Origin of the sequence: Devosia sp., from assembly GCF_040509215.1 — a bacterium.
GTDB lineage: Bacteria > Pseudomonadota > Alphaproteobacteria > Rhizobiales > Devosiaceae > Devosia.
Window position 1 is genome coordinate 24,890 of record NZ_JBEVLL010000324.1, and the last position, 14,433, is coordinate 39,322.

The 14,433-nt window shown below is 62.2% G+C and carries 15 protein-coding genes; 6 read left to right on the forward strand and 9 right to left on the reverse strand.

Going from position 1 to position 14,433, the window contains the following annotated elements; genetic code table 11:
* Window positions 1–16: 16 nt before the first annotated feature.
* Genes ABW043_RS18120 through ABW043_RS18130 form a run of 3 tightly spaced genes read right to left on the reverse strand, consistent with a single transcriptional unit; the run spans window position 17 to window position 3,344 of the window.
* On the reverse strand, window positions 17–967 hold the full coding sequence (locus tag ABW043_RS18120; protein ID WP_353922597.1) for a lysylphosphatidylglycerol synthase transmembrane domain-containing protein: 951 nt from the start codon (window positions 965–967) through the stop codon (window positions 17–19).
* Window positions 964–2,589, reverse strand: a complete 1,626-nt coding sequence (locus ABW043_RS18125) for a sulfatase-like hydrolase/transferase (RefSeq protein ID WP_353922598.1) — start codon at window positions 2,587–2,589, stop codon at window positions 964–966. Before ABW043_RS18125 ends, ABW043_RS18120 begins: the two co-directional genes overlap by 4 nt.
* Window positions 2,586–3,344, reverse strand: a complete 759-nt coding sequence (locus tag ABW043_RS18130; protein WP_353922599.1) for a CDP-alcohol phosphatidyltransferase family protein — start codon at window positions 3,342–3,344, stop codon at window positions 2,586–2,588. The genes ABW043_RS18125 and ABW043_RS18130 overlap by 4 nt, the downstream gene beginning before the upstream one ends.
* A gap of 8 nt (window positions 3,345–3,352) precedes the next feature.
* Between ABW043_RS18130 and ABW043_RS18135 the strand changes: the two genes are divergently transcribed.
* On the forward strand, window positions 3,353–3,973 hold the full coding sequence (locus ABW043_RS18135; protein WP_353922600.1) for a cytochrome b: 621 nt from the start codon (window positions 3,353–3,355) through the stop codon (window positions 3,971–3,973).
* A 123-nt stretch (window positions 3,974–4,096) separates the two neighbouring features.
* A complete protein-coding gene (locus tag ABW043_RS18140; protein WP_353922601.1) occupies window positions 4,097–4,999 on the forward strand; it encodes a GGDEF domain-containing protein in 903 nt (300 codons plus the stop codon).
* Window positions 5,000–5,070: 71 nt separating this feature from the next.
* On the opposite strand, the gene arsK is transcribed toward ABW043_RS18140, so the two are convergent.
* From arsK to ABW043_RS18160, 4 genes are read right to left on the reverse strand one after another with little or no spacing between them, the layout of a single operon-like run.
* Window positions 5,071–6,291, reverse strand: coding sequence for an arsenite efflux MFS transporter ArsK (gene arsK / locus ABW043_RS18145; protein ID WP_353922602.1), 1,221 nt, complete (start codon window positions 6,289–6,291; stop codon window positions 5,071–5,073).
* Between the two features lie 9 nt (window positions 6,292–6,300).
* The gene (gene arsC, locus ABW043_RS18150) at window positions 6,301–6,723 is read right to left on the reverse strand and encodes an arsenate reductase (glutaredoxin) (RefSeq protein WP_353922603.1); all 423 of its coding nucleotides are present in this window, start codon (window positions 6,721–6,723) and stop codon (window positions 6,301–6,303) included.
* Window positions 6,720–7,415: an aquaporin gene (locus ABW043_RS18155; protein WP_353922604.1), complete on the reverse strand. Its 696-nt coding sequence runs from the start codon at window positions 7,413–7,415 to the stop codon at window positions 6,720–6,722. The genes arsC and ABW043_RS18155 overlap by 4 nt, the downstream gene beginning before the upstream one ends.
* Before the next feature lie 48 nt (window positions 7,416–7,463).
* On the reverse strand, window positions 7,464–7,838 hold the full coding sequence (locus ABW043_RS18160; RefSeq protein WP_353922605.1) for an ArsR/SmtB family transcription factor: 375 nt from the start codon (window positions 7,836–7,838) through the stop codon (window positions 7,464–7,466).
* Window positions 7,839–7,879: 41 nt separating this feature from the next.
* Between ABW043_RS18160 and ABW043_RS18165 the strand changes: the two genes are divergently transcribed.
* On the forward strand, window positions 7,880–8,398 hold the full coding sequence (locus tag ABW043_RS18165) for a DUF6428 family protein (RefSeq protein ID WP_353922606.1): 519 nt from the start codon (window positions 7,880–7,882) through the stop codon (window positions 8,396–8,398).
* Between the two features lie 64 nt (window positions 8,399–8,462).
* Here ABW043_RS18165 and ABW043_RS18170 read toward each other — a convergent pair whose 3' ends face one another.
* Window positions 8,463–8,771 carry a TM2 domain-containing protein gene (locus tag ABW043_RS18170; protein WP_353922607.1) on the reverse strand — a complete coding sequence of 103 codons (309 nt, stop codon included), beginning with the start codon at window positions 8,769–8,771 and terminating at the stop codon, window positions 8,463–8,465.
* A 214-nt stretch (window positions 8,772–8,985) separates the two neighbouring features.
* Here ABW043_RS18170 and ABW043_RS18175 point away from each other — a divergent pair, with 214 nt between their 5' ends.
* Window positions 8,986–10,236 (forward strand): diguanylate cyclase domain-containing protein, encoded by a 1,251-nt coding sequence (locus ABW043_RS18175; protein ID WP_353922608.1) that lies wholly within the window; start codon window positions 8,986–8,988, stop codon window positions 10,234–10,236.
* A gap of 29 nt (window positions 10,237–10,265) precedes the next feature.
* Here ABW043_RS18175 and ABW043_RS18180 read toward each other — a convergent pair whose 3' ends face one another.
* A complete protein-coding gene (locus ABW043_RS18180) occupies window positions 10,266–11,408 on the reverse strand; it encodes a helix-turn-helix transcriptional regulator (protein ID WP_353922609.1) in 1,143 nt (380 codons plus the stop codon).
* Window positions 11,409–11,569: 161 nt separating this feature from the next.
* On the opposite strand from ABW043_RS18180, the gene ABW043_RS18185 reads away from it, so the two are divergent.
* Both ABW043_RS18185 and ABW043_RS18190 read left to right on the forward strand, forming a co-directional pair.
* On the forward strand, window positions 11,570–11,821 hold the full coding sequence (locus tag ABW043_RS18185) for a hypothetical protein (protein ID WP_353922610.1): 252 nt from the start codon (window positions 11,570–11,572) through the stop codon (window positions 11,819–11,821).
* A gap of 401 nt (window positions 11,822–12,222) precedes the next feature.
* On the forward strand, window positions 12,223–14,403 hold the full coding sequence (locus ABW043_RS18190; protein WP_353922611.1) for an alkaline phosphatase D family protein: 2,181 nt from the start codon (window positions 12,223–12,225) through the stop codon (window positions 14,401–14,403).
* The last annotated feature ends 30 nt before the right edge of the window (window positions 14,404–14,433 follow it).

Consider the following 14,433-nt stretch of genomic DNA (forward strand, 5'->3'; position numbering starts at 1 on the left):
ACGATCTCCAAGGTTTTCAAACGGGATTTGGACGGTGTCGAAGAAGAACGAAAAGCCCGGGCAGGCTTGCGGCAAGGATAACGAGGCCAAAGGCGAGGCTCGCCGCAAAGCCGGCCGCGGCGGTCGCGCCGGCTAGTGGGAACAGTGCGGCGGCAGCGCCCTCGCGAAAACCCCAACCGGCCACGGTTGTCGGGATGAGCATGGCGCAAAGGATCAGCGGCACGAGAACGAGAATGCCCTCGGCGGAGAGCGTGGTGCCCGTGGCGAGGGCGCAGAGGGTGAAACTCGACAGGTTCAACGCCACGATGACTACTGCAAGCGGCACTTGTTCGACCCAGGCGCCTTTGGCAAAAAGCGCCGTCACGATCGACCGACCCAGATGATGGCGCCAATGCCGGCGCGCCAAGTGCGCCGCCAATAGGCAGAGGGCGACGACAGCGAGGAGCACCAGCACTCCCACCCAAAGCTCATGCGTCCCGATCGAAAACTCCAGTCCGCCCGGATTGAGCAACGCCCAGACGACTGCGATTGCCAGCAGGCTGAACATGGCGATCTGGCCAGCGAGGCGCTCGATGATCACGGCCTTGGCCGCAATGCCGAGCCCGGCCTGGTGGCGGGCTCGAACGGCTCGCGCTGCGTCACCCAGGACACCACCTGGAAGCGACTGATTGACGAGTTGGGACAGGTAATATTCGGCCACGGCATGGCCCGGTGGAATGTCCTGACCAAGGCGGCAGGCTACGCGATGCCAGCGCCAAGCCGACGCTATGGTCTGCAGGTTCACTGCGACGAAGGCCAGGAACAGATAGAGCCAATCGGCCTCGGCCAGAAGCGCCAAGGCGGCGGGCCCATCGGCAAGGTTCCACAAGAGCCCGATGATGACGACGGGCGGCAAAAGGCGAAGCAACAGCTTGAGGGGCGCCCTGCCCCGCTCGCGCTTTTCAAGCTTGAGCGCCGACGTGGTCATGGCTGTCCTCCGCTTGAGGATGAGGCGTCTATGAAGCGATCGCGAAACTCGCTCATGGGCCATATGGGAGCCGAAGCGTCGGGAATGAGCCCGTCGGTAAAGTCCCACTCGTCGAACAGCGAGAGGGCTGCCTCGGTACCAACGAGATGGACAGGCACGTCTTGCCCCTCGATCTGCGACACGCTCTGGGCCGGCGGATGGTCGCCAAGGATGACGAGCAGCCAATCGCGTCCGGCGTGGCGTGCGGCAAAGTCGAAGACGACTTCGAGGGAATAGTCGAGGGCCAGACGATACTGCTCGCGCATCAGGTCGCGGTTTGCCCATACGTCGGCACCCGGGGGACCGACATGCTGACTGGCGTTGAAGATCGAGCCGTCGGCCACGGCATCCCAATCGACGACGCGCGGCACGGGTGTCCACGGCGCATGTGAAGAGAGCAGCGCGGTCATGGCGAAATCTGGCGTGCCGTCTTGCGGCAGGATGCGATCGACGGTGCTCAAGGTGTACTGGTCCGGCATCGTGGTCCAGTTGAACGCTTCGCCGTGATAATCGAGATCGGCAGCTTCATAGATGGCGTCGAACCCCATGAAGCGCGCTTCGGGCCAAGGCAGGGTGATGGCTGGCATGATGGTCGTGGTGCGGTAACCCGACGCCTGGGCCAGATGGTAGAGCGAGGGGCGAGAGCTTGCGAGCATCGCCCGGTATCGCGCCTGATTGTCTATCGAGAGGCCCGATGCCAGCGTCGCATGCGCCAACCAGCTCTGTCCGCCTGCAACGGGCGAGGTCAGCCAGGCCGAGCGCATGGCCAGTCCCGCGGCGGCCAGTTTGCTCTCGGCCGCTTCGAGACGCGCCAAATGGGTGGGGGCATAGAGGGGATTTCGATAGGCCGTCTGCCCATAGCTTTCGACGAAAATGACGAAAACATCGCGCCCCGCGAGACGATCGAAGAGGTTTTCACGCCCCGCAAAAGGATCTGTCTGCGCCTCGGTTTCGAAGGCGGCGAGATCGGCGTAGAGGGTGCGGAACGTCGTAGTTCGGTCGAAGGCGAGTTGGGTGGAAAAACTGCTGCCCGGCACGTCCACCGGCAAGGTCCAGGCCTGTCGTGCGGCGCCGACGTCGGCAATGACGAAGAACAGTGCCACCAGCCCGGCGGCCGCGGCGCCGATCCGCATGCCTTTGCTCGGCTCGTAGCGACTGATCAGGCCTGTGCTCCACCAGAGGATGCCCGCCAGGGCAAAGGGGATGAGGCCGATACCCACCGCCAAGGCGATCGCTAGCGGCCAGCCCACGGAGCCCCCAGCCAGCCGCAGTCCGGCTTCTGCCAATGGCAGGTCCATGAGCGGATTGAACGGGCGATTGAATGCGGTGAAGGTCGCGATATCGGCCAGTTTCAGGACCGATACGCCGGTAAGAAGCAGGACAATTCCGGCCCGCACGGCATAGGTGATCGCGTTGCCGGCGGGTACCACGAGCAAAAGCCCCACGATGACGAACCATTCGAGGGGCAGTTGCAGGAGCATGCCCGGCGTCAGGGCATCGGGGTGGTTTGGCTGCGCCAAAACGGCATAGATCGCGAGGCCGGCGAAGAGGGGGCTGGTTATGCCGGCCGGTTTTCGGGTCAAGAGCGATGCCTTGCCAGCCAGATCACGTCGCGGCCGAAGGAATAGCCGAGCAGCAGCGTACCGATCGCGGCCAGGCTCCATGACAAAGGGCCACTGATGATGGGCGCGAGAAGCGCAATCAACACCGCTATTTGCACCACACAGATCGCCTTGCGGGTGAAGCGCTCCGGAAGCGGCGCCAGAAGCCTTGGCCACGCCAGCGCTGCCCCAAGGAACAGATAGCGCATGCTCCCAAGGGCCAGCACCCATGCTCCGGCCTTGCCTGACTGCCAGCAAAGCAGCGCGAGGAGCAGCGCAAAGACGGAGTCGATCTCCATATCGAAGCGGGCGCCAAAGTCCGAGGTCAGCCCCTGCCGGCGCGCAAAGTACCCGTCGACCCCATCAAGGCAGAGCGAGAAAATGGCAATGGCGAGAACGGACCATGCGAGTTGATCGCTTTGGGCCAGAAGTCCGGGCGCGGCCAACAGCGCGCAGAGCGCCGCGATGATCGCGGCTCTCGATAGCGTGACGATATTGGCAATGCCCAATCGATCATGCGGATAGTGGCGTCGCAGGGCTGCCCCGGCGAGACCAGCAAAAATGGCGAAGACCAGAGCCGCCGTGGTGGCACCGGCTACCGATTGCGTGAGGATATAGCCAAGCGCGAGGGCGGCCGGCGCAAGCAAAAGGCAAGCAATGACGTATCGAGCGGCAACAGACAGACCGCGCCTGTCGAGGGTCGAGGGCAAGCGTCGCGCTGTTTCAGCTTCAATCATGATTGCCCTTGCCAGAGCTGCTGCCGAACTACGACAATTATGTCATGTTACGGCATCTCTGTAAGAGTGGTTCACCGAAAGCACGGAAAAAGGCGATGAGCACCGCGGATGGCTACAAACCTCTTGCCAAGATCTTCCATTGGTTGACTGCACTGCTCGTGCTGCTGACCATTCCTGCAGCGCTAACCATGCTGACGCCGGGGATTGGGCGCTGGCTGCAAGATCCCCTGTTCATGTTTCATAAAAACGTCGGCGTGGTGCTTCTGGTTCTGGTTGCGGCGCGGTTGGCTTATCGCCTGCTCAATCCGCCGCCGCCCCTGCCCCAGAGCATGCCGCGGTTTCAACGATACATCGCCGAGACCACGCACTGGCTGCTCTACGGCTTGCTCCTCGCCATGGCCATTTCCGGGTTCATCCGCGTCACGGCCGGCGGCTTCCCGCTGGAGGTCTTCGACCGGTTTGGCATTCAAAACCTGGTTCCACGATCGGACAGCCTGGCGGAAACGGCCAAGCGAATTCACGCCTTCCTGCGATTTCCACTGATCACATTGATCGTGCTGCATATCGGCGCGGCGCTCTACCATGGTTTCATCAAGCGAGACGGTATCGTCAACCGCATGCTGCCCTAGCGGCGCACCCTTTGCGCGAGAGCGCCGACGGTCCGGATCGTTAAAATTGCGTGTTTCTCATCAGGCTCCCGCTAACGGACTCCTGTCAGCTTGCCCGCAACGGCATAGGGACTAGAGCGAAGTATGAGTGGAATGGTACGGGCGATCAAAGGGTCGCTCACGTTGAAGGTTTTCGCTGTCTGTTTTATCGCCGTACACCTGCCGCTGATCGGACTTCTGTTTTATCTCGGACTCGGCCATCCCTCTGATCCGATTGCAACTTTGCTTGTGGCCCTGCTTTCCACGGTGCTCGGCTGCGCCCTGTCCTATATGGCCGTGCATCGCTTCGTCAGCCCTATCGACCGGCTGATTCAGGCCGTGGACCGGTACCAGAGCGAGGGCAAGGAACCGGACCTCGAGCTCAAGGGCTCGGACGGGATAAGCCGGCTCGCCCACAAGCTTGTGTCGCTGATACGCGCGCAGGAACTCAGGCTCAAAACGCTGAAGCGGCAGGCCAATAGTGATGCACTCACCGGGCTTGGCAACCGGCGTTGGCTTCAGAACGCGGTGTCTCTCGAGCTGAACCGGGCGACGAGAAGCGATCAATGGGTGTGGGTGATTGCCTTCGACCTCGATCACTTCAAGCAGGTGAATGATACGCATGGTCACGCCGCGGGCGATGAAGTGCTGATGCTCGTGGCCGAGATAGCGCAAAGCCAGCTCCGCCCTTACGATCTGATCGCGCGAATTGGCGGCGAGGAGTTTTGCGTGGTGAGCGCCGATAGCAGCCCCTCATTCGGCTTCATCGCCGCAGAGCGCATCCGCGCTGCTCTGGAAGCCCACAAGCCAAGCCTTGGCGGGCACCCCACGACGATCACTGCGAGCTTTGGCGTGCACAAGGGAGACCCCCACAAGGAGGGCTTTGCCGAAATGCTGAGGCTGGCGGACGCGGGTCTCTACGGCGCGAAAGCAAAGGGACGAAATCTCGTCGTAGGCAGCAACGACACCTCTGCTGCGTCGGAGACTTTCCTGAAAGAGAGGACCTGAGGGCGGGGTTTGGGAAGACGGAGCCGCTAGCGGAATGAGGACGGTGCTGGCGAAGAGCCAGCATCAAGCGCTCAGGCGGCTTGAGATGCTGTTGCGGCAACGTCTCCAGGCTTGGTCCGTCGCCAAATCTCGCTGAATACGGCGACGCAGCAGAGACCGGCAGCCGCCAAAATCCAGATCGAGGGTTTTGGCCCGATGGCGCCCAGACCCAGCGAAAGCGCAAAGGGTGCGATGGCGGAGACGCCGAGGCGGCCGAGGCTGATCCGGCCCAGGCGCTTTCCAAACCCGGCTTTGCCGAAGAGGGCCAGTGGCAAGGTGCCGGAAACGATGCTGAAGAGACCGCTGCCAAGGCCGAAGATGATGGCGAAGGCGATTGCGCCTGTGATCGCAGGTGCAGTCAGAGCGAGAACCACGAGCGCGGCCGGCATCAGGAGTGCCGAAATCACCGACAGGGTTGGGGCTGACAGATCCTTGCCGAACGCCATGTTGATCAACCGGCTGGCGACCTGTGCCGGCCCGAAGAGCGTGGCAACCAGCACGCCGGTTTCGCCAAGGCCCAGCAGACCGAGCATGGGCACGATGTGGAACAGCGTCGCCGCCGAAACAAAGCCGGCGAGCGAAAAGCCGAGCACGACGAGAATGAAGGTGAAGCTGTTGGCTCCTCTCGCCTCTATGAGTTGGAGGGTATTTTCAACGACTGGTCGCTGGGCGGCAATTCGCGCAAATCGGGTGAGCCAGAGGTGGAGCGGCAGGCAGACGAGGACGTGCATGCCGGCGAAGACGAAATAGACTTGGTGCCAGTTCAAGGCCTGAAGCATCCAAGTGGTCAGCGGCCAGAAGATCGTCGAGGCGAAGCCGGCGATCAGCGTGAGATACGTAATGCTGCGCTGCGCCTGCGGTCCCGTCGCCTGGGCGAGGAGCGCGAAGGCGGTGGAATAGAGCACGAAGGCCGAGGCCAGTTCGACAATGACCAGCCCCGCCAGGAAAATGGAGAGATTGTCCGAAAGGCCGCAGACGATCAGCGACACGGCTGCCGCGGCGGAACCAATGGACAGGACCCGGGCGGCGCCATGCTTGTCCGCAAGGGCACCTGCATAGGGTGAAATCAACCCGCCTGCGAGAAGTGCCAGGGAGATCGACCCGTAGATCCATTCGACGGCCACGCCGAATGTTTCGGCAATGCCGGGCGCGAGGATGGAAAAGCTATAGTAGAGCGTTCCGTAGCCGATGATCTGGGTGACGCCGAGCGCCCAGATGGCGCCGGCGTTCGAATGGGTCGCAGATTTGGTCATGTGCTGAGATCAGACAATGCGATTGCCTGCGGCGTCGATAATGACTTCGCCGTCTTCCTTGATAAAATGCCCGATATCGGGGTTCTCGAGTATGTCGAGCACCACCTCCGAAGGCCGGCACAGGCGCGTGCCGCTCGGCGTTTCGACGAAGGGCCGGTTGAGCAGCACCGGATGCGCGGCGATCGCATCGAGCAACGCGTCGTCGGAGAGGCTGGTATCGCCAAGGCCAAGCGCTTCGTAGGGCGTGTCCTTCTGCCGGATGGCTTCACGCAGCGTGATGCCGGCGGCCAAGACCAGTTCGACCACGCGTTCGCGGCTCGGCGGGATTTTGAGGTATTCAATGACGATGGGCTCGACGCCGCTTTGCCGGATCATGGCGAGGGTATTGCGGGACGTGCCGCATTCCGGGTTGTGATAGATCGTGACGGTCATGATGGGTCTTCCGGATTGATGGGGAGATCGCCGCCAGAGGGCACGCGAAGCAGCCAGGACATCAGCGCCAGTGCAACGACCGCGCCGGCAGACTGGGCCAGGATGAAGCCCGGCAAATCGACCGGCCGGATGCCGGAGAATGTGTCGGTGAAAGAACGGGCAATCGCGACGGCAGGGTTGGCGAATGAGGTGGACGCGGTGAACCAATAGGCCGCGGTGATGTAGAGGCCGACGAGCATCGGCACGGCTTTCCGCTCGAAACGGATGCCGGCAAGGATGACGGCGACAAGACCGAAGGCAGCGACGCCCTCCGAGAACCATTGCGCGCCGCCGGTCCTGACCCTGGTCGAGGCCTGCAGCAAAGGCAGCGAGAACATCGCATGGGCGGCGATGGCCCCCAGCACGCCGCCGATGAGCTGCGCCAGCGTGTAGAGCCCGGCCTCCCGCGCCGGCAGCTCGCGGCGCAGCGCAAAGACCAGCGAAACGACTGGGTTGAAATGGGCGCCCGAGATTGGCCCGAACGTGCTGATCAGCACGACGAGGATAGCGCCGGTGGCAAGGGTGTTGGCGAGCAATGTCAGCGCGACATCGGTGGTCAGGGTTTCAGCCATGATGCCGGAACCCACGACCGTCGCGACCAGGAGCCCCGTGCCGAGAGCTTCGGCGGTCAGCCGGCGCGAGAGATCGATCATACTGCCCCAGCAGGGTTCGAGGTGCCTGCGCTCTTGGGCATGACCAGATCAGCGGGCACAGGCGTTCTCCTTGGCACCGGCGGGCATGCAGCATTCCACGGCGACTGCGGCCGCGGGGATGCACACTTCGGGATGGCCGGAGCAGCAATCGCGCATGAGGAACTCGACGAGCCCCGACAGGCCCTCAAAATTGGCGCTGTAGATGATCGAGCGGCTCTCGCGTCGGGACTGGATCAGACCGGCCCGCTCAAGGTGCGCAAGGTGGAAAGAGGCGCTCGACGACGAGGCGTCGACGGCGTCCCCGATTGCGCCCGCTGCCATTCCCTCAGGGCCGGCCTGCACCAGGATCCGCACCATTCTCAGCCGGGTTTCCTGGCTGAGGGCGCCGAAAGCATTGAGGGCTTGCGGTTCTTCAAGTTTCATCTCAATATCTCAACAATTATTGAAATTATGGATAGCCCAACATGAGCACACACGCAACTCCTCGCTACATCGAAGTGGAATCCTCGTTGGGCGCGGTGCTTGCGCGACTGGCGGGAAGCGACGACCTGCCGCTATCGATCGAGTACGGGGAGCGCGTCGTGCAGCCGGGCTATCACATCACCGAAGTGAAAGCCGGCTCATTCGTCACCCTGGACTGCGGCGGCAATCCCGACGCCTGGCAGGAGACGGTGCTGCAGGTGGAAGACATTCCGGCCAAGGACGATCGCGCGATGATGACGGCCGGAAAATTCCGGTCGACCCTCGCGCAGGTCGACCGGAAGGTGCCACTCGACCACGGCGCTCGGCTCACCATCGAAATCGGGCGCCCTGGCGAGGCAATGCAGGTCTTCGACATTGCCGATCTGGCAATTCGGGAAAATCGAGCGGTGCTGTCGCTTGGGCTTCGGGCTGCCATCTGCAAACCGCGCCATCGCGCTGAGCGGATCACCGCCGCGGCCTCATGCTGCACACCTTCTGCCAAGGCCCGTGGGTGCTGCTAGACCGCTTGAGTGTGGTCGAGCCTGACGATGATCTCCGACGAACCCCGTAAGCCGTGGCCGCGCCTTAGCGGCGCGAACCGAACACTCGATCAGCGATGCGGCTATTGCGATTGGCGGCGATCCCCGGGATCAGCAACGCATCGATGAACCACCAGATGGCGACGATCACCCAAAGGAAGCTCAGGAAGCCGAACGACATGAAGGTGAGAAGCAGGACGACGCCTGACAGCGCCAGCATGATAAAACCGCTCAGCGGCCGACCAAGGTAAAACCTGTGCGCGCCGACATAGCCGAGGAAGCCCCAAAGCAGATAGGCCACCAGCAACGATTTCTTCTCGATATCATACTGAGCCGAAGCCCGATCCATCACCATGTGGCACTCCCAATGTTCGACAATTGAAATGGTGAATTGCAGCGGGTTTTCAAGATACTTGATGCGAGGAAGCGGTCAGCGTCCGTCCAATACGGCACGGGCGCATCTGGGGTGATGAAATCAAGCGAGACAGCTTTTCTTTCGCGCAAAGCGCTAGGGAAACAATGTCTTAAGAGCCAGTCGCGTAGATTTCCCCATACTCGAGAGATCGCAATTGGTTCAGCCATCGCCCATCGTCGCTGCTACCGACACGGCGTTGCCGGAGCAATTTCTCGGCCGTCTGCGCCATCTGGCCCAGTGCGCCGGTGCTGGCCTGGTCGAAATAGACCGATGGATTGCCCACGAGGGCGTCTTGCCGCCCTCCGACCTTCCCATGTCGCTTTTTCGGGATTTCGCCCAGGTCTTCCCCCACCCTACGCGTTCCCACGCCTTCCTTCTGATTGCACCAATTCCCACCATTGATGAAGAACGCCCGCTTTGGCTGGTGCTCTGGGACACGCGACCGCGCAGTGAAATCTCCAGCCACATCCTGCTCGCCCGTGTCACCGAGCTGGTGGGCCAATCTGCGATGGCCGGCCGGCGAGCGGCAGAGCGCCACCGCCAATGTCTGGTCGAGCGCGCCTCGGCGACCGCTCGCATCGGCATCTGGTCATGCACCCTGCCCGACCAGCGTTTGACCTGGACCAATGGCGTCTATGATCTTTTCGAGCTGCCGCGCGGTTCAGTCATCGATCGCAGCACCTCGCTCAAGATGTATGAGCCTGAGTCGGCCAGGCAAATGCAGGCGCTTCGAGCCGAGGCCATCGCCACCTGTGGCGATTTCAACTTCGATGCTCAGATCATAACCGCAAAGGGCAATCCGCGCTGGATGCGCATCACGGCAACCGTCGATGGCATCGATGGAAAGGCCCGGCGGATCTTTGGGATGAAGCAGAACATCACCGAAGAAAAGCACATGGCCGAACGGACGCGGATTCTTTCCCAGACCGACGTTTTGACCGGCCTTGCCAATCGCAGCCTGTTCAACGCGCGTTTGGAGGACCTCCACGGTCAGCGGAACGGCGTTCCAGTCGGTGGGCTGATCCTCATCGATCTCGATAACTTCAAGGCGATCAACGATACGCTCGGCCACGCCCATGGCGACACCTGCCTCGTTAAGGCCGGCGAGCGGCTGCGCCAATGCGTCCCGGCCGGAGCGCTAGTCGCGCGTATCGGCGGCGACGAATTCGCCATACTCACCGACGGCCGCGACCACGTTGATATGGAACGCCTTTCGAGGGACATCATCAGTGCCTTCGAACACCCAATCCAACTCGGAATGCAACAGCATCGCGTGGGCGCATCGCTCGGGATCGCGGTCCGCGGCACCCAGGATGCTGATACTCTCTACCGCGATGCCGACGCCGCACTTTATTCGGCCAAGTCGGCGGGCCGTGGCACCTGGCGCGTCTTCAACGCCGCCTGAATTATCGCCGAGTGAGCCATCAGTCGGTGTCACCAAACTGGTAGCTTGAGCGACGAGGCCAGGGCAACAAGTTCGGCCTGGCGGTGGCAACCTGTTTTGGCGAATACCTGCAGCAAGTGTGTCTTGATCGTGCTCTGGGCCGCGCCGGTCTCGGCTGCGATCTGGCCGGGTGAGGCCCCAGCGGAGATTTTCTCAAAAACCCTGGCTTCAGCCGGGGTCAGATCGAACAGGGACGCGATCTCCAGTTCGGGCCAGAGCGGTGACTTCCGGGATGGCGCTATGAAGATCGCCGCGTCGGCCGACACGCTGACCGTGGGGCGGATTTGCCCCGAGCGCAGCGGCAGAATGTGGAAAACATGGGTTTCGTCGCCCAACCGTAGCGGAACCCCGAAGCCGTTCGGTCCGAGGGCCGTCTCATCCGTGGCCGCCCTCACCACGGCCCGCGAGAGCGCCGCTGTGGCGCCGGGAGACGACACCGACAGCCTGCCATTGACGGAGCTTACTGGCGCGCCTGTGGATAGCATGTGCCGCGCAACTTGATTGGCATGGATGACCTTGAGGCTGGCGTCTGTCATGATCACGCCAACGGACAGCGCATCGACGACGCTTTGGAACATGTCCGACTTGATGGAGCCGATATCGAGCAGGCGCGATATCGCGACGGATCGCTGCAGGTGGGGAATCAGCAGTCGGGCAAGCCCAAGCTCGGTCTCGGTGACGGGGCCAGCATCGCGGTGCCGGCCGAAGGCTATCGTGCCCATGGCAGCACCATCGCGGGCGAGCCCGACCCCCATGACATCGATCATTCCACGGGGCCTGGTCCATTCGACATAGATGCGGTTTGCCTCGGTCAGCCCTTCCTGGTGCTTTTCCGACATCAGCGCCGGCTCGTTGGGGTCATAGGTCAGGAGCTTGCCAATCCCGCCCCACTGCTCAACCGCCTCGGCGCCGTAGCCATGCAGCTTCTCAAGCCAATGCGGCTCGATGCCGGTGGTGTAAAGCAGCAGAATGTCGCCTGACGGATAGCTGCGCAGATTGAGCGCCGCACTCTTGAAGTTCATTGCGGCGCAGAGCGCTGCTAGTGTCCGCGGCCACTCGTTCGGATCGATGGCGCTATCATAGATGGCCGCCACCAGATCCGACATTTCGTCCAAGCCAATCGCTTGCTCCATTCCGCCCTCCGGTGCTCACCGAAATTGAAGGCATATAAAGAGCTCCACCAAACGGTGGAGGTATCAACGCGTGCAGGCTGATCCACTAGAGACCGCCAACCAGTGATCCGGCAACACCGCTGGTCGCCCAGAGGTTGGCGCTTCCAAATGGAGAGGGTATCATGAACTACCCTATGCTTCTAGATTACGGCCTCGTCGGCGATCTGCACTTCTCGAGCGGCAGCGGCGAACTCGACGATCTCAGTGACCATATGCTCCAGGACATCGGCTACAAACGTGTTGGCGGTCACGTCATCAAGGACCAAGGCCCACTTGAGGAGCCTGTCGTCCAGCGCAGTAGCTGGTCCTGGTCGCTCTGGGGACGAAATCGCGTCACTCCAAAGGTTTCGCACCATTCCGCGACGCTTGCCTGATTGAAGGCCGGCCTCTCTGCGGACACCGTGGGCCCTCGACTTCGTCGAATCTTCAATCGACGGGAGGGCCCTCGTGTCCCGCGGCAAGGTTGGCGCAAATTGACGGATCAACCAATTGCCTTGTCACCGGCACGAACCGGCTGCATCCTGAGTGCCTCCATCGCACCAGCTCCGCACAAGTCGCCCATGGGGCTGGCAGTATTCGTGAGTTGTGAACGACCTGGCGTTTTCAGGCTGATTGACTGGCCTTGCCTGCCGGAACCACCCCGCGCACCCATCGGCCGCCGATAGCCTTTGCGCCCAAGCCAGAACCATCATGCCTACGCACGCCGGCAAGCCCAGCGCCGTTTGCGCAATGGGTTGAAGACAGCCGGCTCCGCTTCAACCGGAGGACGACTGACATGACCGCTTCCTTTACGGCAGACTTTCCCAACGGGGTTTCCGCAGGTGACGTCACGCAGCACTCGGCGCTGCTCTGGACCAGGGCAGCCGATGTGGGGCGCCTTCGCCTGCAGGTCGCGATAGACCCGCTCTTTAACAAGGTAATCGAGACGCAAAGGGTTCAGGTGAACGATAGCGCCGTGCCGGTGAAGATCGAGGTCGATCACCTCAAGGCTGGCACCGATTACTATTATCGCTTCATCGACGCGTCCGGCGATGTCATTGGCGGCAGTTTCCGTACGGCCGCCGCAACCGGCACCTCGGACGGCTTTCACTTTGGTGTCGTCAGCGACATGCACGGCGCCGATTTCGCGCCGTTCGTCGCCATCAGGAATGCGCCCGCAGCCGACCTCGACCTGCTGGTCAAGCTGGGCGATCAGGTCTTCGCCGACCAACCACCTCCCGGCGCGGCGACGCTTGCCGAGTTCCGCGCGGAACATGAAGCCATCTACAGCGAGAAATTCGGCTTCAATTTCCTCGCTGACCTGCAGGCCAATACGCCGATCCTCTCCATGCCCGACGATGCGGAACTGGTAAACAACTGGGCGGGTGGCGCGAGCCCCGCCTCCGATCCGCGTTTTTCGGGTCAAGGCGGCGACTTCATCAACGAGACGCCGCTTTACGGGAACGCCATGCGGGCGTTTCAGAACTACAATGCGATAGAGAACCGCAGCTATCACCATACGGGCGACGACCGTTTTGATGGTGCCCCGGACTTGTACCGCTACCAGACCTATGGCTCGGACGCCGCGGTCTTCATGTTGGACGCGCGTTCGTTTCGCGACGCAGAGGTAGCCTCGCCCCTCAATCCGCTCGATCCATCCGAGGTGGCCCCATTTCTCGCCAATGCTTTCGAGGCTGGTCGAACCATGCTCGGCGAGGTCCAGTTCGAGAAGCTGAAACAGGACCTGCTCGATGCGCGCGATCAAGGCGTTGTGTGGAAGTTCGTGATGTTGCCCGAACCGATCCAGAACTACGGGCCTCTTGTGGACGCCGGGGATCGATATGCAGGCTATGCGGCCGAACGTACTGCCCTCCTCGCCTTCATCGATGACAACCACATAGAGAACGTGGTGTTCGTAAGCGGCGACACCCATTGGTATTCCGTCAACAACCTCACCTACCAGGCGTTCGCAGGCGGGCCACAGATTGCAAGCAGTGCCTTCGAGGTGGTGGTGCCATCGGTGGGAGGCGATCTGATCGGGCCGCTGGTGGCGCCAACCGCTGCGGCTCTGGGACTGATCTCCCCGGCGGAGCTGGCTTACTACGAGAGCCTTCCCAATGCGCCTGACGCCGACAGCGTCCTCAACGACAAGGACGACTTCAACGAGTTCGTCCTCGATACCGTGCTGGCAGGATTTGGCTACGACCCGCTTGGGCTCGATAACAACCTTACCGCCGCGGCCGGCAAGATCAATGCCACCCTGCTGCAGGGTGCCTACTTCGTCAGTCATGATTTCGGCTGGTCGGACTTCAGCATCGATGGAGCTGCGGGCAAGCTGACGGTGACCACCTGGGGCATGCCGGGTTACACACCGGTGGATCTGGCAGCTGATCCGGCAGCGATCCTCGAACGCAGCCCGGCCATCGTCAGCCAGTTTGAAGTGACGCCACAATCGAACTCGATCCTCGGCACGAGCCGCAGCGATCGCATCGTGGGCACCAGCACTGACGATGTCATCCTTGGCGCAGCCGGCGACGACAGGCTGCGCGGCAACGGTGGCGCCGATCACCTCGATGGCGGCGTCGGCAACGACAGCCTGGAAGCTGGCGGCGGCGATGACCAGATACATGGCCGGGCCGGGAATGATCGGCTGTACGGCAACGCTGGTGCCGACACGCTTTCGGGCGGCCAGGGCCGGGACGCGCTCCATGGCGGCGAAGGAGACGACCTCTTCGTATTTGCGCCTGACTTCGGCCGGGACACGATCTACGATTTCGATGCCAACCCCGCCGGCGGGCAGGATATGATCGACATCTCCGATCTCGGGATCACTCCCGAGGAGTTTGCCGCGAGGGTGAAGATCTACGACATCGGCGCCCACGTGCAGATCGTGATCGATGCGGACCTCGACCAGTCGATCCAACTTTTCGGGGTCGGCAATGTACAGACCGTGACGCAGGCCGATTTCATCATCTGAAATGGCCCCGACCGGCAAGGAGCGAGCGTG